The following is an 18,378-nucleotide window of genomic DNA, read 5'->3' as shown; positions in this document are numbered from 1 at the left end:
AAAGCATGGATGAAGGTCATTCATGCTTTTTTTGCTCCGGAAATGAGACCGTGAGGATATTTTGGTTCCACGACGTCTTCATTGTTTCTTCGCGGACGGGATATGGGAGCAAAACGGTTCTGGACAGGCTTGTAAACGATGAAGAACCGCCGCTTTCTTTTTTCTCCTTCAAGGCGACATGAAGATACCTCGATTTCGCTTCAATCATGATATCTCCGTTTTGAAACGATTCAGGAACGGCAATGTCGACGTGAAGCGCCTCATTCTCCTCTCTGATGTTCATGGAAATGGTGGAATTCTGAAGCTGGTCTGATATCAGTTTTTGGAATGAATTTAAAATATCGTGGAAAGGTGAATTGTAAAATAACTGTTCAACCGCTTCTTGAATTTCGTCTTTCTTGCTGAGCGAGTGATTGTCGTTTTCCTTGAAATCCATTCTTCATCACCCCGGTTTTTTATTTTCAGCTTATGCAGGGGCTCTTGGTATGGTTATTCATTGATGGGAATTTGAAAGTGTGGTTAAATAGTGGGGAATCCAAAGATTTATTTAACCTGTTCCTCTTTTAATAGCCATCATAAAGAGGCGTTTTGAAAGGAGCCCAACTGTATTGCTGAAAAAATTATTCGGTATTGGTCAGAAACAAAATGAAATGAAAGAAGAAACCGTTTTTTCACCGGTAGACGGACAAGTTTTGGAACTTTCAAAAGTCCCTGACCCCGTTTTCTCCCAAAAGATGATGGGTGACGGAATGGCTGTCGAGCCTTCCGCAGGCGAGATCGTATCACCTGTCGACGGGGAAGTGATCCAGCTGTTCCACACAAAACATGCCATCGGCATCCGTTCACTGTCCGGCGTGGAACTCTTGATTCATATCGGTCTGGAAACCGTAGCGATGGAAGGCGAAGGTTTCACAGCCCATGTCAAAGAAGGAGACAAAGTAAAAGTCGGCGATCCTTTGATAACGTGCGATTTGGAACTGATCAAGGAAAAAGCGAGCAGCACCATTACGCCGATCGTCATTATGAACGGTGATGTGTTGGAGCGCGTCACAAAACATGAAGAGGCAAAGGCGAAAAAAAGCGAGACAAAGCTCATGGAGCTTAAAGTTAAGTAACAGCAAAAAAGCAGGGAGCGATTCTCTGCTTTTTCATTTTCTCAGGAAATCACCTCTTTCAGAACGAACGGACATTCGCTAAAATAGAAGGGAGAGGTGACAGCGTTGTTTCAAAAACGAAATTTGACAGATATGATTCAGCTTCTGAAAGAAGACCAAGCTTTCAGCAGGCAAATTGTTCATTGGCATACAATTGAGGAAAAAGAAGCGGATTACCGCGATTTTCCTGAAGGTTTAGATAAAAGAATCGTGCATGCTTTACAGCAGAGAGGGATAGAAAAGCTGTATTCCCATCAGGCTGACGCGTTTCTGCACAGCGCCGCCGGCAAAAACGTGACGCTTGTGACGCCGACGGCATCCGGGAAGACGCTTTGCTACAATCTGCCCGTCATTCAGCGGATCACAGAAGACCAGGATGCGCGCAGCTTATATCTTTTTCCGACAAAGGCATTGTCGCAGGACCAAAAAAGTGAACTGAACGAATTAATCGATGAAATCGGTGCGTCGATCAACTGTTATACATATGACGGAGATACGTCGCCTTCGATCAGGCAGAAAGTCAGAAAAGCAGGACATATCGTCATTACAAACCCGGATATGCTGCATTCGGCGATCTTGCCCCACCATACAAAATGGGTGTCATTGTTTGAAAATCTGAAATATATCGTCATCGATGAGCTTCACGTATACAGGGGAGTCTTTGGCAGCCATGTAGCCAATGTCATCAGACGGCTGATGCGGATCGCTGAATTTTACGGAAGCAAGCCGCAGTTTATCTGTACATCCGCGACGATCGCCAATCCATTGGAGCTCGCTGAGACGCTCACAGGGCAGCCGATGCATCTGATTTCAAACAACGGCGCCCCGTCGGGAAGAAAGCATTTTTTATTTTACAACCCGCCGATGGTCAACCGTTCGCTTAACATCAGGAAAAGCGCGACCCTTGAAGTGAGAAAGCTCGCATCCGAATTTCTGAAAAACGGCATTCAAACGATTGTGTTTGCAAGAAGCAGAGTCCGGGTTGAAATTATATTGACATACTTGCAGGAAGTGATGAAACCGATTGTCGGCCCTCATTCGATTCAGGGGTACAGGGGCGGCTATCTGCCGAACGAGCGGCGCGTCATTGAAAAAGGCCTTCGCAGCGGGGACATTAAAGGCGTTGTCAGCACGAATGCGCTTGAGCTGGGCGTTGATATCGGACAGCTGCAGACATGCATCATGACCGGATATCCGGGAACGATCTCGAGCGCCTGGCAGCAGGCCGGCCGCGCTGGAAGAAGGCACAACGAAGCGCTGATTGTCATGGTGGCAAGTTCCGCCCCGCTCGATCAGTACATTGTACAGAATCCGGATTATTTCTTTAAACAAAATCCCGAGACTGCCGTCATTAATCCGGATAACCTGGTCATTCTTGTCGATCATATTAAATGCGCAGCCTTTGAACTGCCTTTCAAAAGAACGGACACATTCGGCGGTGCCGACATCGAGGATATTCTTGACTACTTGGCAGAAGAAAGAGTCCTCCACTTAACCGGGAACACGTATCACTGGATGAATGACGCTTTTCCGGCGCACGGCATCAGCTTGAGGTCGGCTTCTCAGGAAAATGTTGTCATTATTGATCAGTCAAAGCGCGAGAAGGCGAAAGTGATCGGGGAAATGGACAGGTTCAGCGCCATGACGCTTCTGCACGATGAAGCCATTTATTTGCATCAAGGCATCCAATACCAGGTGGAAAAGCTTGACTGGGAGGAGAAAAAGGCGTTTGTCCGCGAGGTTCAAGTTGATTACTATACGGATGCCAATCTCGCCGTCCTATTGAGAGTTCTCGAAGTTGACAAGGAGAAAAAGACAGAAACCGCAGCGTTCGGTTTTGGGGATGTGACCGTTCAGGCGAAAGCGACGATTTTTAAGAAAATAAAATTTGAGACGCATGAAAATATCGGCTCAGGCCCGATTCATCTGCCTGAAGAGGAACTGCATACCAATGCGGCTTGGGTGCAGGTGAACGATGAGGAGCGGCAAAATTGGAACGACATCAAATTGGAAGAAGCTTTGCTTGGGACTGCAAACGTCCTGGGACATGTCGCCGCCTTAAAAGTGATGTGCGATCCGTCTGATCTGCACGTTTTTTCCGCAAATTAAAGCCGTTCATAACGAAAAGCCGACGATCTTTTTGTATGATCGCTATCCCGGCGGAGTGGGGCTGTCTCAGAAAGTGTATGAACAAATGCCTGAGATCATCAGTGAAGCGCATCGGCTGATTTCAAGATGTCCGTGTGAGTCAGGATGCCCTTCCTGCATAGGAGTGGGCGGCAGCGGCGATCAGACAAAAAACAATGCGCTGCGCCTTTTAAAAGGCTGGAAAGGTTGAGCGGAATGTCTTTAAAACGAAAACTTAACCGCTATAAGCATCACCTGGGAAATCAAGCGAAAGAAGAAAAAACGGATTCTCCGGCAGAAAAGCGGACTTCCGCGTCCGTCGGCTTTGAGAAAGAATGGGCCGAACTCGGTGTTAAACCGTATGTGTTTGAGGACTGCTATTGCCTGATCAGGGAAGTCGTTTATCCGTTGACACATGTTCATGGCCATTACGCATTTTCTGAACTGCATGAGACGGTTAGGCGCTGGAACAACAGCGACGTTTCCCATTCGCTTTCAAGCAAAGGGTATACACCGAGCCAGCTTTTCTTCTTTGATACGGAAACGACCGGTCTCGGGGGAGGGGCCGGCAATACGATCTTTTTGCTCGGCCATGCACGGGTGTATGACGACCGCGTAGTCGTCAAACAGCATCTGCTGCCAAAGCCGGGGCACGAAGCCGCCCTCTATCACAGCTTCCTGAGTGAAGTCGATATTCAGTCTCTTGTCACCTATAACGGGAAAGCGTTCGACTGGCCTCAGGTGAAAACGAGGCACACGCTGATCCGCGACAGGGTTCCGAAGCTGCCGGATTTCGGCCATTTTGACCTGCTCCACGGATCCCGCCGCCTTTGGAAGCATAAGTTTGACCGCGTCTCTTTGGGGACAGTGGAAAAGGAAGAGCTGGGTGTTGTAAGAACTGAAGATACGCCGGGCTACCTGGCGCCGATGATGTATTTTCATTTTTTAAAGGAGGAGCGTCCGGAAATCATTGAAGGCGTTTTGCGCCACAATGAGCTTGACGTGCTTTCTTTAATTTCTCTTTACATCCATTTATCGAAGAAAATCCTCACTCCGGAGCAGACAGCGGAAGCAAACGAAAAGTACGCGATGGCCAAATGGCTTCTCGCCAACCGGGAGACAGAGCTTGCGACAGCGCAATTGCAGGAGCTTGAAAAAAAGCCTTTCGAGCAGTCTGAACGCGCATCATTCGATTTATCCATGCAGTATAAAAAGCAGGGCATGCTAAAAGAAGCCGCATCCCTTTGGCTGAAGCTCCAAAATGGAACAGACGGAAAAATCGCCTGGCGCGCAGGCATCGAACTCGCCAAATACTTTGAACATCGAAAGCGGGACATTCGGGCCGCCCTCGAGGTAACGGATAACCTGATGCTGCAGCACGGTTCACAAAAGTTTGAGCTGACCGAAAAAGAAGTAGCCGGCCTTTTGAAACGGCGCGAGCGGCTGGAAAGGAAATTCGGACGAAATATTCCCCGGGCAAGCGCAGAAAACGACGATCTTCGAAAGCCAAACATTTCAAGCATGTTATGAATTGTAGAAACCGATCGCTTCTTGTAAAATAGCGTTAGAATGGTTTGAAGGGAGCGTCGATATGTATAAGGGGCTGTTTTATCTGTTTTTTGTCGTCGTACTGTTTATCGTATTAATCATGACGAATTTCAAGGAAAGCTTTATGGCTTACTTTTAAAATAGGTTTTTATATTAGTACATGTTTACCCCTTGCTTCATAGTTTAATAGTGTATATAGAAGCTTAAAGAAAGGGGAATTTTCATGCACTGTAAACCGCATGTAATGGCGCCGATTGTTCATCCTACTCAATGCTGCTACAACCATACGCAAAGCAAAACCGTCGTACCGCACATTCACCCGCAGCACACAACGAATGTCAACCATCAGCATTTTCAGCATGTTCATTACTTCCCGCAAACTCAATCAGCTGTCAACCAGGCATCACATCAGCACTTCGTGAGCCCTGGCGCAGGAATGATGCCCGGGCCTGGAGCGATGCCAGGACCTGGAATGGGTATGGGTCCTTACTAAAAAGGATTTTCGGAAGTTTTGTCAGGATGAACGAGCGCCGGATTGAACGTGAGCAACAGAATATCTTTTAAAAAAATGGGGCGGAATACGGCCCCATTTTTTAGCAGGTGATCATAATGAAAGTATTGGCCGTTACAGGGTACAAGCCGTTTGAACTGGGGATTTTCAAACAGGATGACAAGGCTCTGTTCTACATAAAAAAAGCGCTTGAAAACCGATTGACCGCCCTGCTTGAGGAAGGGCTGGAATGGATCCTTATCTCAGGCCAGCTCGGCACGGAACTATGGGCGGCGGAAGTTGCGTTTTCGCTGCAGGAAGAATATCCCGACTTGAAAGTGGCGGTTATCACTCCGTTTTTGGAACAGGAAAAGAAGTGGAACGAGAAAAATCAAGAGCAGTATGAAGCTGTGCTCGCAGCCAGCGATTTCACTGAAAGCTTGACACACAGGCCGTACGAAAGCCCGGTCCAATTTAAACAAAAAAACCGGTTTTTCATCGAAAAGGCGGATGGCTTATTGATTCTGTACGACGAAGAAAGAGAAGGCTCGCCTGTGTATATGCTGAATGAAGCAAAAAAAGCTCAAGAAAAACGCGATTTTCCGATTTACACGATTACGATGGATGACCTGAGAGTCACCGTTGAAGAAAGCAGCTTTTACGAAGAGTAAAAAGTGCAAGAGAAAATTTGACATTGCACACGTTTTCTGAAAAAATATAAGATGATGATTCACGATATGAGGTGAAAAAGATGCTTGCTGATAAAGTGAAGCTTTCTGCTAAAGAAATTTTGGAAAAAGAATTCAAAACAGGAGTCAGAGGCTACAAGCAGGAAGATGTTGACAAATTCTTGGACATGGTCATTAAAGACTATGAAGCCTTCCATCAGGAAATCGAAGAATTGCAGCAGGAAAACCTGCAGTTGAAAAAACAGCTTGAAGAAGCGAACAAGAGACAGCCGGCTCAATCAAATACGACCAATTTTGATATTCTAAAACGGCTTTCCAATTTGGAAAAACATGTGTTTGGAAGCAAATTATACGATTGATGAAAACCGCTTGCCCTTTAGAACAAACTAAGCTATAATAGTTGATGTCTTAACGTTCGGGTAATCGCTGCAGATTTTACATCTGTAGAGGAAAGTCCATGCTCGCACGGTGCTGAGATGCCCGTAGTGTTCGTGCCTAGCGAAGTCATAAGCTAGGGCAGCCTTGCAGAAGGCTGACGGCAGGAAAAAAGCCTACGTCCTTTATGGATATGGCTGAGTATCCTTGAAAGTGCCACAGTGACGAAGTCTCACTAGAAATGGTGAGAGTGGAACGCGGTAAACCCCTCGAGCGAGAAACCCAAATTTTGGTAGGGGAACCTTCTGGACGGAAATGAACGGAAAGAAGGACAGAGTTGACTCTGTAGATAGATGATTACCACCCGAGTACGAGGCTTAGCAGCCGACAGCAGTACGACGGAACAAAACATGGCTTACAGAACGTTACACACTATTATGATGATGACAATGTATAAGCTCTCCGCAGGTAGGAGAGCTTTTATCATGTAAAAAACATACATAAAAACAGGTGATATGATGAAAACCTATACATTAATTGCAACAGCGCCGATGGGAATTGAAGCGATCGTTGCCAAAGAGGTGCGAGATCTAGGATATGATTGTACGGTTGACAACGGCAAAGTCGTGTTTGAAGGTGATGCCCTCGCCATCTGCAGAGCCAATCTGTGGCTGAGAACTGCTGACAGGGTGAAAGTGCAGGTTGCCGAATTTACGGCCAAGACCTTTGACGAGTTATTCGAGAAGACAAAAGCGATCGACTGGAGCGCCTATCTTCCTGAACACGCCTCATTCCCCGTGACGGGAAAGTCTGTTAAATCAGTGCTTGCAAGCGTGCCGGACTGCCAGCGCATCGTCAAAAAGGCGATCGCCGAGAAGCTGAAATCAGCGTATCAGACACAAGGCGGGTGGCTTGAGGAAACAGGCCCGGAATATAAAATCGAAGTCTCCCTTTTAAAAGACAAAGCGGTCATTACGCTTGATTCATCCGGAGCCGGGCTTCATAAACGGGGATACCGAACCGGTCAAGGGGAAGCGCCGCTGAAAGAAACCCTCGCTGCAGCATTGATTCAATTGACAAATTGGACGCCTGACAGACCTTTCGTCGATCCGTTTTGCGGTTCGGGCACGATACCGATCGAAGCGGCTTTGATCGGCCAAAATATTGCGCCGGGTTTCAACAGGGATTTTGCATCCGAAAGATGGGAATGGATCGGCAAAGAAGTGTGGGATCAAGCAAGGCTTGAAGTCGAAGACAAAGCGAATTATGATCAGCCGCTGTCAATTTCGGGGTATGACCTGGATCATCGTATGATCGAGATCGCCAAAGCGAATGCCGAGGAAGCGGGACTAGCCGATTTCATCGAATTTAAGCAAATGCAGGTAAAGGATTTTCGGACGAAAGAGGAATACGGCGTGATTGTCGGAAATCCGCCGTACGGGGAACGCCTCGGTGAAAAGAAAGCAGTCGAAGCCATGTATAAAGATATGGGCGAAGCATTTGCCGGACTTGATACGTGGTCTGTTTACATGCTGACATCAAACGAGCGTTTTGAAGAGTGCTACGGGAAAAAAGCGACAAAAAAAACGGAAACTCTTTAACGGTTTTATTAAGACGGACTATTACCAGTATTGGGGGAAAAGGCCGCCAAAACCGAATAAAGAGAAGTGAAGCTAAAAGGCTGCCATGAAACGGCAGCCTTTTTTCTTTCCATAGCTGGAAAGCCGCCGAACGGCGTTTTTAAATTTGCGCGCCCGCGGGATTATCCCCTTAAAAGCGCATGGCAAAACATCGATTCACTAGTAAATCCATGAATCATTTTTCTTTTTATAAGACGAATCATAGCATTTTTTGCGCGGCTCATAGTAGCAGTCTTTCTTGCAAGGTTTGTGGTAATCGTAGTCTTTTTTACAAGGCTCATGGTAGTAATAATCCTTTTTGCAATAATCGTAATCCTTCTTGCAAGGCTTATGGTAATCGTAGTCTTTTTTGTAATCCTCATGGTAGTAATAATCCTTTTTGCAATAATCGTATTCCTTCTTGCAAGGCTTGTGGTAATCGTAGTCTTTTTTGTAATCCTCATGGTAGTAATAATCCTTTTTGCAATAGTCGTAATCCTTCTTGCAAGGTTCATGGTAATAGAAGTCTTTTTTGCAAGGCTCATGGTAGTAGTAGTCCTTTTTGCAATAATCGTGATCTTTCTTGTAAGGATCATAATCATAATCCCAATAATCTTTCTTTGCCGGTTCATAATAGTACATAAACTCTCCACCTTTAGTCTATAAATTTTTAAGTCCCTACAGGATATGATAGAAAAACAGAATAGACTGGGTTTTTATTGTGGATAAAGCGCACATTGTCTAACACAGTCCTTACTATCTGATGTTAAGCTGTTGTTTGACTGGAAAAAGGGTGTTTGACCGCTGTGAAAACGGTTAAACGTAAATGTTGATATTTGATAACTTCCCCGAAATTTTGATACAATCAAAATCAGAACAAATATTCGATGGTAAGTTATCAAGGTGAGCAAAGCGTTTAGCAACTTGTTAAAGGATATCGGCAGATTACCACATACCCAAAAAGAACAAGATGGGTTAAACGCTATGTTGAACCTTCTTCCACTGTGGGTGGTCGATTAATCAAGGTGTCGCTGCGAAATATCTTGATTTTTATTTGTCGATAGTCGAAATGACAGTTTACGACTCGCAAAAATGAATGTGCAGTCCTAATTCAACCATTAAGCAGATTGTTAAAAAATGTTGAATCATTAAAAAAGAAAAATGAGGTTTGTATATGAATTCTGTCAGCCAAGAAATCCAAGATTTGTCCATTCAATCGTTGGAGTCAACTTTTAATAAACTAACAAATGCTTATAAAAGCACGAAAGAAAAAGGTTCAAACACAACTCTTGTCAAAAAGAGACTAAACGCAGTAAAAATTGGTTTAGAAAGCCTAAAAGGTATTTGGAATGGAGAAGATTTTGGCTATAACGAAGAAATCATATTGACTTCTAAAGAAGTTTTACAAGGTATCATTCCATCTATTGAAAAACAAATAGCCAAAGCAAAAGAAGGCAGTCCTCAAAAAACATTAAATGAGCGTCGCTTGACTGCACTAAAACTGGCAATCGAATCTTTGGAGAACCGTCTTATATAAGACGGTTCTTAAAGTTTTTAATTGTTCCGGAATCGGGTGAGTTACATAACAAGATTGAAGGAAACCATATATACTATGGATTCCCTTTATTTTTGCGTATTTATCAAGAGCAAAGAAAAAACATAAAATCAGCCTGTATAAAAACGATTCATCCTGCATATACTCGGGATTATTGATTTTGAAAAGGGGTGATTTCATGTTGAACAGCGATCACATTCATATGATTCAAAAAGCGCTGGAGACGTCAGAAAACCAGCTCGAGGACATTGGCGAAGAGCGCCTTACATATGCGAAGGAAGAATTGAAAAACGCGATCAGCCATATGGAATCGACGGATCATCCGTTTTTGACGCATTCGATTTACCGGAAATAGTTAAGAGAGGCTTCCTGCTCCTTTTCTCAAATCTTTCTTGTTGAATTTCCCGAATCATAGTGATAGGATAGAAGTTCTGAAAACTCGATAGTTGGGGGTTGGAGCAGGGTGACAGCATCTCGTCTGCCTTTTTCATTAACAAAAACAAAAAACTTTTATGAAGAACTGAACAATTGGATCGGTGATGTATTTTACGATATTCTTCCTGAAAAAGGCTTTGATTTGCGCGATGAGCAAATATTCATGGCTTTTCAATTAGAACGGGCATTTAAGGAAAAGAAGGTCATGTTTGCAGAAGCCGGAGTCGGAACCGGAAAAACGCTCGTCTATCTTCTGTTTGCCTTGAGCTATGCCAGGTATACGGGCAAGCCGGCGGTCATCGCTTGTGCGGATGAGACGCTGATCGAACAGCTCGTCAAAAAAGAAGGCGATATTTACAAAATTTCCGAGCATTTGGGCTTGACGATTGACGCAAGGCTCAGCAAATCGCATGATCAATATTTATGTTTGAAAAAACTGGAGAAAACGATGCAGCGATCTGATGATGAGAAATGGCTTGACCTCTACGAAAGTCTGCCGTCTTTCGTTCATGAATCGCAGGGCATGCAGTCTTTTTATCCGTACGGCGACCGCAAAGAGTATTCGTCTTTATCAAATGATGAATGGTCTGAAATCGGTTACGATTCTTTTCAAGACTGTCTCACGTGCGACATGAGGCACCGATGCGGACTTACACTGTCAAGAGACCATTATCGAAAATCAACCGATTTCATCATCTGTTCCCATGATTTCTATATGGAGCACGTTTGGACAGAAGAGGCGAGAAAACGGGAAGGCCAACTTCCGCTTTTGCCGGAACACAGCGCTGTGGTTTTCGATGAAGGGCATCTGCTCGAGTTTGCGGCGCAAAAGGCGCTGACGTACAGGGTGAAGCAATCGACGCTCGAAATGTTTCTCGAGCGCCTGCTCGGCAATGACATCAGAGAAGAATTTGCAGAGCTTGTCGAAGAAGCGCTTCGCGCCAACGACGAATTTTTCGGTTTGCTTTCAGAAAACGCCGAAAAAGCAGAAGGCTCTGAGCGCATGCGCATCAAAGATCATGCCAATCTGAAAAAAGCGGCCGCCGAGCTGTATGATTTGCTTGAAAAGATCGGGGAGGCGCTCGTTTTTGAAGGCGAGCTGTACACGATCGACCAATACGCTTTAACCGTTGTTGAAGAGTATCTCGAACAGATGGCTTACTCCCTTTCGCTCTACAGGAAAAATGCGATCAGCTGGCTTGAGCAAAAAGAGCTTGAGTCAACATTCGTCGTCATGCCGAGAACCGTTTCCGAAGTTCTCGGAGAAAAAGTGTTCTCCAAGCAGATTCCATTTATTTTCTCATCGGCGACATTATCGGAAAACGGATCGTTCGATTATTTAGCGACAAGCCTTGGGATCCGCGACTACTTATCATTTACCGTTGATTCCCCGTACGACTATGAAGAGCAGATGAAAGTGTACATCCATCGAATTGAGGAAAAAGAAGCAAAAGAAAAAGCGGCAATCCGTGCAATCAAAGAATCCGGCGGGAAAACGCTGATTCTGTTTCCGTCTTTTGAGGAGCTTCTGTCCTTCAAGCGCCGGACTGCACAGGAATCATTTTCGTTTCCTGTTTACTTTGAGGGGGATGAAGAAATCAGTACAATTGTTGAAAAGTTTCAAACGGTTGAAGAATCCGTTTTGTGCTCTGTGCATCTATGGGAAGGGCTCGATATTCCCGGAGATCCGCTGCAACATGTCATCATCTGGTCGCTTCCTTTTCCGCCGCATGATCCTGTGTTTGAAGCGAAGCGGAGCGGTTTGGAAAACGCCTTTCGCGAAGTAGACCTTCCTTACATGCTGCTAAGGCTGCGCCAAGGCATCGGCCGTCTGATCAGATCAAACAGCGACCGCGGCACGATCAGCATTTTTGCGGGCGATGAACAAGAATGGAATGTGATAAAAGAAGTCGAATCTGTGCTTCCTGTTCAGCCGGTTTATGTATAAAGAAAAGCGGACATCCCGCTTTTCTTTTTTTTGGTTGCATAAAAGTTGACTTTCGTAAATATTTCCATTAGTCTGATTACAATTCGCATCATATAAGGGAAGAGGAGGATGAATGATGTCGATCAATACATATGAAAAAGAGTTTTTAGAAACATTAAAGAAAATCAGCCGGTATGAGCAGGCGATTAACGTGATGTATTGGGATATGAGGACGGGCGCGCCGAGAAAAGGCGAAGAAAGCCGCGCCGAAGCGATCGGACAATTGTCGGCAGACGTCTTTCAAATGAGAACGTCCCCGCGGATGAAGGAGCTTTTGGATGCCCTTGCCGAGCAAAAACAGGATCTGCCTGCCGATACACAGAAAGCGGTTGAGGAAGCGAAAAAAGAATACGATTTAAACAGCAAGATTCCGGAAGAGGAGTTCAAAGAATATACGACGCTGACATCCAAAGCGGAATCCGTCTGGGAAAAAGCGAAAAAGGCGTCCGATTTTTCTCTCTTTGCTCCGTATTTAGAAAAAATCATCGACTATAAAAAACGGTTTATCTCGTACTGGGGATATGAAGGCCACCCCTATAACACCCTTCTGGACCAATACGAACCAGGCGTTACAGTCGAAAAGCTCGACGGCCTTTTTTCTGAATTGCGGGAGGCGATCGTTCCGCTTGTACAAAAGATTGCCGCCAGTGATCAAAAGCCTGATACGGGCTTTGTGCACGAACGTTTTCCAAAAGAGCGGCAGCGCGATGTATGCCACTTTTTCTTAAAAGAACTGGGCTATGATTTTGAGGCGGGGCGCCTGGATGAGACGGTTCATCCTTTCCAGGTGACGATCAGTCAAGGGGATGCCCGGGTGACCACAGCATATAATGAAAACGATTTTCGCTCGGCCGTTTTCGGAACGATTCATGAATGCGGCCATGCCATTTATGAACAGAACATTGATGAAGCGCTGGGCGGAACCAATTTAGCAGACGGCGCATCAATGGGGATACATGAATCCCAATCCCTTTTCTATGAGAACTTTATCGGCAGACATCAAGGTTTTTGGAAGCGGTATTTTGAGAAAATAAAAGAAGCAAGTCCTGACCAGTTTGCAGGCGTTACTGCCGAAGGGTTCTACAGGGCCGTTAATGAATCAAAGCCGTCGCTGATTCGGATTGAGGCTGATGAGCTGACATATCCGCTGCATATTATGATTCGCTACGAAATTGAAAAAGCGATTTTCAGCGGCGAAGTATCGGTCGGAGACCTTCCGAAACTATGGAATGACAAATATGAAGCATATCTGGGCATTACGCCTCCTGACGATGCTAAAGGAATTCTGCAGGATGTCCATTGGTCCGGCGGCGATTTCGGTTATTTCCCTTCATATGCGCTCGGATATATGTATGCGGCTCAACTGAAATCAAGCATGCTGAAAGATTTTCCGGAGTTTGACCGCATGATTGAAAACGGCGAATTTGAACCGATCAGAAAGTGGCTGACAGAGCACGTTCACATCCACGGCAAAAGAAAAAAACCGTTGGACATCATCAAGTCTGCGACAGGCGAAGAATTAAACGTCCGTCATTTAATCCGCTACCTGAAAGAAAAATATACAACACTCTATTTGTAAAAAAGAAATCCCTCCCGTGAGCCCGGGAGGGATTTTTGGATCAGAATTTTCTGTTAAATACGAACATTAAACTGAAAAAAATGTGTGCAGGTTCGTCTTTTTTGTTTTATCCCTTTTCAACCGGATCGAAAGTTGATATAATTTGATACATTATATCACTCATATAATCGCGTGGATATGGCACGCAAGTTTCTACCGGACACCGTAAATGTCCGACTATGAGTGGGCGCTAAGAAAACGAACGTCTTTTAGTGAAACAGACGGAATTCGTCTTTTTAAGCATTGCCCGCTCGCATTCAAAATCCGAGCGGACAATGCTTTTTTTATGAAGGGCAATTGATGAACGGAGGGGTTTAATGGAAAAGCTAAAACGAAAAATTGCAGAGCATGGCACGGTGTTGTCTGACGAAGTGCTGAAAGTTGATTCATTTTTAAATCATCAAATCGATCCGGAATTAATGCTTGCTGTGGGCGAAGAGTTTGCCTCGCTTTTCCGGGAGGAAGGCGTCACGAAGATTGTGACGATTGAATCCTCAGGCATCGCACCTGCCGTGATGGCAGGCTTGAAACTGGGCGTGCCGGTAGTATTTGCAAGAAAGCGTCAATCGCTTACCTTAACGGAAAATCTGTTGACGGCTTCTGTCTATTCATTTACAAAAAAAACGGAAAGTACGATTGCCGTATCAGCCAGCCATCTTTCAAAGGATGACAAAGTTCTGATCATCGACGATTTTTTGGCAAACGGACAAGCGGCGAAAGGGCTCGTTTCCATCATTGAACAGGCCGGCGCAAAGGTGTGCGGAATCGGGATTGTCATCGAAAAATCATTCCAGACGGGCAGGGAGGAGCTTGACAATCTTGGAATCAGAGTCGAATCCCTTGCGCGTATTGCATCTCTTGCCGATGGAAAAGTTACCTTTTTACAGGAGGTTGGGTCATGAAACTTACGGCCGGTAAAACCGTTTCATTAAGCATTCAGCACGTCCTGGCCATGTATGCAGGAGCCGTTGTCGTGCCGCTGATCGTCGGCGGCGCTCTCGGCTTGACGCCGGCTGAGCTCACATACCTTGTGTCTGCCGACATTTTGATGTGCGGTGTGGCGACACTGCTGCAAGTTTGGAAAAACCGCTTTTTCGGAATCGGTTTGCCTGTTGTATTGGGGTGTACGTTCACAGCCGTTTCACCAATGATTGCGATTGCTTCAAAATACGGTATTCCAGCGATCTATGGAAGCATCATAGCAGGCGGTGTGATTGTCGTTATCGTTTCTTTTTTCTTCGGAAAGCTTGTTAAGTTTTTCCCTCCCGTGGTCACAGGATCGGTCGTCACGGTGATCGGTATTACCTTGATTCCCGTTGCGATGAACAACATGGCCGGCGGTGAAGGCAGCAGCGATTTCGGCGAGCTGTCCAATCTTGCTTTAGCTTTTTCCGTTTTACTGGTCATCGTCCTTTTATATCGTTTTACAACAGGATTTATCAAATCCATTTCCATTTTAATCGGTTTAATTGCAGGAACAGCCGGCGCCGCTCTGATAGGAAAAGTTGATTTTACAGAAGTGGCAAACGCAGGCTGGGTGCAGATGATCCATCCGTTTTACTTCGGCACTCCCGTTTTTGAGATCACACCGATCTTGACGATGTCTCTCGTCCTGATCGTCAGCCTTGTCGAGTCTACAGGCGTCTACTTTGCATTGGGTGATTTGACGGACCGCCGGCTGACAGAAAAAGATTTGGCAAAAGGATACCGTGCCGAAGGGATTGCCGTGCTGTTGGGCGGGGTTTTCAACGCCTTCCCTTATACGGCCTACTCGCAAAACGTCGGTCTCGTCCAGCTGACAGGAGTTAAGAAAAACAGCGTGATCGCGCTCGCTGGAGCTTTTCTAATTATGTTGGGGCTGTTTCCGAAAGCCGCTGCTTTAACGACGATCATTCCTAAACCTGTGCTCGGCGGCGCTATGGTCGCGATGTTCGGCATGGTGATCGCCTACGGGATCAAAATGCTGAGCCGGGTTGATTTCGGAAAGCAGGAGAACTTATTGATCGTAGCGTGTTCCATCGGACTCGGCCTAGGCGTGACGGTTGTACCGCAAATGTTTCAAAACCTTCCCGATGCCGTCAAGCTTTTGACAGAGAACGGAATTGTCGCGGGAAGCTTTACAGCCATTCTCTTGAATGCGATCTTTCATATCCATCCGTTTTCTCGTCATGCTGAACAGCCTGAAGCAGTTCCAACTGAAAAATCAGCCGTTTAAAACCTCACAGATTGTGAGGTTTTTTTGCATTGCGGATAAGCCATACTACCGGTATGAAGAGGAGGCGTAACGAATGGAAACTGTGAATGAGCTTGTCGAACGAATCAGCACGAAAGACGGCGGTGAAGCTGTCATCCGTCCCGTCAAAATGGCGGATGCCCCCGACATCATTGAAGCAGTAAAAGATGTGATTCAAACCGGTGTGTACATCCAAAAAGAACGGCCGCGCACACTTGAGGAAGAGCGGGCATTCATCAGCGATATGATGGAAAAGGATAACATGTATGCGGCGGTTGAAATCGATGGTGCGGTGTACGGAATTGCCCGGGTCATTCGCGGCGACCTCAAAATGAAGCGGCACACGGGGCTGTTCAGAACATGGCTTCACAGCAAAGCGCAAGGGCTTGGAATCGGCAGGGAAATCATGTCCTACACCCTCAACTGGTGCAGGTTGCATCGTCTGCATAAGCTCTGCCTGACCGTATTTTCTGCAAATAAAGCAGCGCTGTCGCTCTATGAGAAAAGCGGCTTTATCATTGAAGGGGTTCAAAAGGAGCAGGTTTTTGCGGACGGGAAATATGAAGATGAAGTGCTGATGGCCTATTTTTTCGAGAGGTCCACATAAGGCCGGGCGATTCGGGAGACGCTGTAAATAGAGGTGGTGTTATGGCCTACGTCATTTCGGCGGGGACAAGCCTTCCCCGCTGCCATGTTGACCAGAAGGAAGCGGCCGTTTTTGCGAGGGAGATGTTCAAAGATTCATTTAAAGACATTGACCGACTGCTGTCAGCTTTCCAAAATGGAGAAATCGCTTCAAGACAATTTGTCATGCCTTTGGATTGGTATAAAGAATCCAGGAGCTTCAAGGAAAAAAATCAGGCGTACATTGAAATGGCTGTCAGACACAGTGCAGAAGCCGTTTCGAATTGCCTGTCAGACGAACGGTTTTTGAAAAAAGAAATCCCTTTCGAAAAAATTGAAGCGATTTTTTTTATATCTTCTACAGGCATCTCGACTCCCGGCATTGAAGCGAAGCTCATGAACATTCTGCCTTTTTCAAAACAGACGAAGCGGATTCCGATTTGGGGGCTCGGCTGTGCAGGAGGAGCTTCAGGTATAGCGCGGGCATTCGAATACTGCAAAGCGTTTCCAAAAGCCCATGTCCTTGTGATTGCGGCGGAGCTGTGCAGCTTAACGTTTCAAAAGGATGATCAATCGAAAAGCAACCTTATCGGCACATCTTTATTTGGCGATGGAATCGCCGCACTCTTAATGTGCGGCAAGGAAGCGGATATCTCATCAGCCGGATTGGAGGTTCTTCCGGAAGTAGTGAGCTCACAATCAGCCACCTTGGAAGATTCGGAAGATGTCATGGGCTGGGAAATCAATGACAACGGTTTCCGTGTCGTTTTTTCCAGGGACATTCCGACATTGATCAAAACACATTTAAAGAATGATGTCGAAGCATTTCTCAATAGGGAACAACTCGCTTTGGAGAACATTCAAGTATTTCTTGCCCATCCTGGCGGAAAAAAAGTTCTCGACGCTTATATGGCAAGCCTCGGCTTTTCCGAAGCGCACATCGACTGTTCAAGAAAAATTTTGGCCAGGCACGGCAATATGTCATCAGCCTCTGTGATGCATGTTTTAAAAGAATATTGCCTGCATGGCAGTCCCATACCGGGAAAATACGGTCTCTTAGGGGCGCTCGGCCCGGGCTTTTCATCGGAGCTGCTGCTTTTGAAATGGACAAAAAGAGAGTGACTGACACATGTTTTGGACAATTTTAAGCATTTTTGCCGCCCAGCGCCTGCTTGAGCTGGCAGTCGCGAAGTTCAATGAAAAAAACGCTCTGAAAGAGGGAGCGGTCGAATACGGGAGACGTCATTACCCTTATATCGTCGCGATGCATGTTTTGTTTTTCATATCTTTGATTTGGGAAACGATCGCTTTTCAACGCGGACCTCTTCCGATGGCGCTTGTCGTATTAACAGGCCTCATCTTCACTCAGGCCCTCCGGTATTGGGCGCTCTTTTCTCTGGGGAGATGCTGGAACACGAAAATCCTTGTCATCCCTGGAACGAACCTTGTCCGAAAGGGGCCTTATCAATGGTTCAAACACCCGAACTATGTGGCGGTGGCTCTTGAATTTCTGCTTTTGCCCTTGCTTTTCCAGGCATACGCCACCGCACTTTTATTTACGGTGCTCAACGCTGCTGTCATGTACATCCGCATCCGCACGGAAGAACAGGCATTAGAAAAATTACACCATTGAAAATGATTATCATTTCATTTATAATGATGATAAACATTCTCATTATAGGATGGTGAGTCGCGTATGACGATGTTTTTTTTGCTGGCGGCGGTCAGTACATACAGTTTATTGATTGGTTATGTCTTAAAAGGTATCGCAGGAGCGAATCCGCAAAAATAAATAAATACACGTGCTGAAGCTGCCGAAACAGGCAGCTTTTTCTCGTTTTTTCTTTCAGATTGTGAAGAAAAATACAGCAAGGTTGTGTAAAATGGGAGAAAGGGCTAAGATGGCAAACAACAACGCAAAAAG

At 45.7% G+C, this 18,378-nt stretch carries 17 protein-coding genes, 1 other RNA gene, 3 pseudogenes and 1 riboswitch; of the genes and pseudogenes, 19 read left to right on the top strand and 2 right to left on the bottom strand.

The window, feature by feature from the left end; all coding sequences use genetic code 11:
• Positions 1–16: 16 nt before the first annotated feature.
• Positions 17–436, bottom strand: a complete 420-nt coding sequence (locus M1D59_RS12190) for an Hsp20/alpha crystallin family protein (protein ID WP_023857414.1) — start codon at positions 434–436, stop codon at positions 17–19.
• 172 nt (positions 437–608) lie between these two features.
• Between M1D59_RS12190 and M1D59_RS12185 the strand changes: the two genes are divergently transcribed.
• The 8 genes and pseudogenes from M1D59_RS12185 to M1D59_RS12150 all read left to right on the top strand — a co-directional run bounded on the left by M1D59_RS12185 (position 609) and on the right by M1D59_RS12150 (position 8,054).
• Entirely contained in the window at positions 609–1,115 is a 507-nt protein-coding gene (locus M1D59_RS12185) for a PTS sugar transporter subunit IIA (protein ID WP_020451914.1), read from the top strand.
• A 132-nt stretch (positions 1,116–1,247) separates the two neighbouring features.
• Positions 1,248–3,492, top strand: a pseudogene (locus M1D59_RS12180) (DEAD/DEAH box helicase).
• 5 nt (positions 3,493–3,497) lie between these two features.
• The gene (locus M1D59_RS12175; protein WP_224146198.1) at positions 3,498–4,811 is read left to right on the top strand and encodes a ribonuclease H-like domain-containing protein; all 1,314 of its coding nucleotides are present in this window, start codon (positions 3,498–3,500) and stop codon (positions 4,809–4,811) included.
• Positions 4,812–5,052: 241 nt separating this feature from the next.
• Entirely contained in the window at positions 5,053–5,322 is a 270-nt protein-coding gene (locus M1D59_RS12170; protein ID WP_020451911.1) for a CotD family spore coat protein, read from the top strand.
• Between the two features lie 116 nt (positions 5,323–5,438).
• Entirely contained in the window at positions 5,439–5,990 is a 552-nt protein-coding gene (locus M1D59_RS12165) for a DUF1273 domain-containing protein (RefSeq protein WP_039072801.1), read from the top strand.
• 80 nt (positions 5,991–6,070) lie between these two features.
• The gene (gene gpsB / locus M1D59_RS12160) at positions 6,071–6,367 is read left to right on the top strand and encodes a cell division regulator GpsB (protein ID WP_003182873.1); all 297 of its coding nucleotides are present in this window, start codon (positions 6,071–6,073) and stop codon (positions 6,365–6,367) included.
• A 52-nt stretch (positions 6,368–6,419) separates the two neighbouring features.
• Positions 6,420–6,806, top strand: an RNA gene (gene rnpB, locus M1D59_RS12155) — RNase P RNA component class B.
• A gap of 95 nt (positions 6,807–6,901) precedes the next feature.
• A pseudogene (locus M1D59_RS12150) lies at positions 6,902–8,054 on the top strand (THUMP domain-containing class I SAM-dependent RNA methyltransferase).
• A 128-nt stretch (positions 8,055–8,182) separates the two neighbouring features.
• Here M1D59_RS12150 and M1D59_RS12145 read toward each other — a convergent pair.
• Positions 8,183–8,644: a hypothetical protein gene (locus M1D59_RS12145; RefSeq protein WP_145930233.1), complete on the bottom strand. Its 462-nt coding sequence runs from the start codon at positions 8,642–8,644 to the stop codon at positions 8,183–8,185.
• Positions 8,645–8,905: 261 nt separating this feature from the next.
• Here M1D59_RS12145 and M1D59_RS12140 point away from each other — a divergent pair.
• The 11 genes and pseudogenes from M1D59_RS12140 to fbpC all read left to right on the top strand — a co-directional run.
• A pseudogene (locus M1D59_RS12140) lies at positions 8,906–9,024 on the top strand (IS1595 family transposase); the annotation flags it as partial.
• Between the two features lie 152 nt (positions 9,025–9,176).
• Complete coding sequence (locus M1D59_RS12135; RefSeq protein ID WP_020451907.1) at positions 9,177–9,539, top strand: hypothetical protein; 363 nt, start codon at positions 9,177–9,179, stop codon at positions 9,537–9,539.
• A gap of 196 nt (positions 9,540–9,735) precedes the next feature.
• Complete coding sequence (locus M1D59_RS12130; RefSeq protein WP_020451906.1) at positions 9,736–9,912, top strand: hypothetical protein; 177 nt, start codon at positions 9,736–9,738, stop codon at positions 9,910–9,912.
• Between the two features lie 108 nt (positions 9,913–10,020).
• Entirely contained in the window at positions 10,021–11,940 is a 1,920-nt protein-coding gene (locus M1D59_RS12125; protein WP_075213141.1) for an ATP-dependent DNA helicase, read from the top strand.
• Between the two features lie 115 nt (positions 11,941–12,055).
• Complete coding sequence (locus M1D59_RS12120) at positions 12,056–13,558, top strand: carboxypeptidase M32 (protein ID WP_039072799.1); 1,503 nt, start codon at positions 12,056–12,058, stop codon at positions 13,556–13,558.
• Positions 13,559–13,697: 139 nt separating this feature from the next.
• A riboswitch (purine riboswitch) is annotated at positions 13,698–13,797 on the top strand.
• Positions 13,798–13,914: 117 nt separating this feature from the next.
• Complete coding sequence (gene xpt / locus M1D59_RS12115) at positions 13,915–14,499, top strand: xanthine phosphoribosyltransferase (protein ID WP_020451903.1); 585 nt, start codon at positions 13,915–13,917, stop codon at positions 14,497–14,499.
• Positions 14,496–15,812, top strand: coding sequence for a nucleobase:cation symporter-2 family protein (locus M1D59_RS12110; RefSeq protein WP_035338544.1), 1,317 nt, complete (start codon positions 14,496–14,498; stop codon positions 15,810–15,812). Before xpt ends, M1D59_RS12110 begins: the two co-directional genes overlap by 4 nt.
• Positions 15,813–15,885: 73 nt before the next feature.
• Positions 15,886–16,437 (top strand): GNAT family N-acetyltransferase, encoded by a 552-nt coding sequence (locus tag M1D59_RS12105; protein ID WP_020451901.1) that lies wholly within the window; start codon positions 15,886–15,888, stop codon positions 16,435–16,437.
• Between the two features lie 41 nt (positions 16,438–16,478).
• Positions 16,479–17,576 (top strand): type III polyketide synthase, encoded by a 1,098-nt coding sequence (locus M1D59_RS12100; protein ID WP_458117439.1) that lies wholly within the window; start codon positions 16,479–16,481, stop codon positions 17,574–17,576.
• A 7-nt stretch (positions 17,577–17,583) separates the two neighbouring features.
• The gene (locus tag M1D59_RS12095; RefSeq protein ID WP_039072797.1) at positions 17,584–18,087 is read left to right on the top strand and encodes an isoprenylcysteine carboxyl methyltransferase family protein; all 504 of its coding nucleotides are present in this window, start codon (positions 17,584–17,586) and stop codon (positions 18,085–18,087) included.
• Between the two features lie 63 nt (positions 18,088–18,150).
• Positions 18,151–18,246: a Fur-regulated basic protein FbpC gene (gene fbpC / locus M1D59_RS12090; protein WP_003182857.1), complete on the top strand. Its 96-nt coding sequence runs from the start codon at positions 18,151–18,153 to the stop codon at positions 18,244–18,246.
• Positions 18,247–18,378 lie beyond the last annotated feature (132 nt).

The sequence above is a fragment of the Bacillus sp. PK6-026 genome (genome assembly GCF_054161455.1).
Note: the sequence above shows the minus strand (reverse complement) of the source record. Positions and strands in the feature narration are given on the sequence as shown.

What these genes read in the sequence shown, in the direction of transcription:
- M1D59_RS12190 (WP_023857414.1), bottom strand. Translation starts at nt 436, where the DNA reads ATGGATTTCAAGGAAAACGACAATCACTCGCTCAGCAAGAAAGACGAA.
- M1D59_RS12175 (WP_224146198.1), top strand. Translation starts at nt 3,498, where the DNA reads ATGTCTTTAAAACGAAAACTTAACCGCTATAAGCATCACCTGGGAAAT.
- M1D59_RS12170 (WP_020451911.1), top strand. Translation starts at nt 5,053, where the DNA reads ATGCACTGTAAACCGCATGTAATGGCGCCGATTGTTCATCCTACTCAA.
- M1D59_RS12165 (WP_039072801.1), top strand. Translation starts at nt 5,439, where the DNA reads ATGAAAGTATTGGCCGTTACAGGGTACAAGCCGTTTGAACTGGGGATT.
- gpsB (WP_003182873.1), top strand. Translation starts at nt 6,071, where the DNA reads ATGCTTGCTGATAAAGTGAAGCTTTCTGCTAAAGAAATTTTGGAAAAA.
- M1D59_RS12145 (WP_145930233.1), bottom strand. Translation starts at nt 8,644, where the DNA reads ATGTACTATTATGAACCGGCAAAGAAAGATTATTGGGATTATGATTAT.
- M1D59_RS12135 (WP_020451907.1), top strand. Translation starts at nt 9,177, where the DNA reads ATGAATTCTGTCAGCCAAGAAATCCAAGATTTGTCCATTCAATCGTTG.
- M1D59_RS12130 (WP_020451906.1), top strand. Translation starts at nt 9,736, where the DNA reads ATGTTGAACAGCGATCACATTCATATGATTCAAAAAGCGCTGGAGACG.
- M1D59_RS12120 (WP_039072799.1), top strand. Translation starts at nt 12,056, where the DNA reads ATGTCGATCAATACATATGAAAAAGAGTTTTTAGAAACATTAAAGAAA.
- xpt (WP_020451903.1), top strand. Translation starts at nt 13,915, where the DNA reads ATGGAAAAGCTAAAACGAAAAATTGCAGAGCATGGCACGGTGTTGTCT.
- M1D59_RS12110 (WP_035338544.1), top strand. Translation starts at nt 14,496, where the DNA reads ATGAAACTTACGGCCGGTAAAACCGTTTCATTAAGCATTCAGCACGTC.
- M1D59_RS12105 (WP_020451901.1), top strand. Translation starts at nt 15,886, where the DNA reads ATGGAAACTGTGAATGAGCTTGTCGAACGAATCAGCACGAAAGACGGC.
- M1D59_RS12100 (WP_458117439.1), top strand. Translation starts at nt 16,479, where the DNA reads ATGGCCTACGTCATTTCGGCGGGGACAAGCCTTCCCCGCTGCCATGTT.
- M1D59_RS12095 (WP_039072797.1), top strand. Translation starts at nt 17,584, where the DNA reads ATGTTTTGGACAATTTTAAGCATTTTTGCCGCCCAGCGCCTGCTTGAG.
- fbpC (WP_003182857.1), top strand. Translation starts at nt 18,151, where the DNA reads ATGACGATGTTTTTTTTGCTGGCGGCGGTCAGTACATACAGTTTATTG.